Here is a 201-nt window from a genome sequence, read left to right on the forward strand (position 1 = left end):
TGTGGCTCGATCAGGGCAATCAATCCCTTCCACGGCACCACCTGATCCATCTCGATCAGGAACAATCCCTTACGGGTCTGCTTGCGCTTGCCGGCGTACTCGGCGTCGGCGAAGGTCATCTGCTTCATGGAAAAACTCGGCTGGCGGGATCGGCGTATTTCACCAGATTCAGGAAGTCTTTTTCAGACCTTCCCTAAAGCC

Annotated in this window: 1 pseudogene; it reads right to left on the reverse strand. The window is 55.2% G+C overall.

The window, feature by feature from the left end:
• Positions 1 to 128, reverse strand: a pseudogene (locus tag C722_RS26365) (IS5/IS1182 family transposase); the annotation flags it as partial.
• Positions 129 to 201 lie beyond the last annotated feature (73 nt).

It is taken from the genome of Pseudomonas sp. 313 (genome assembly GCF_000316965.1).
Taxonomy (GTDB): domain Bacteria; phylum Pseudomonadota; class Gammaproteobacteria; order Pseudomonadales; family Pseudomonadaceae; genus Chryseomonas; species Chryseomonas benzopyrenica.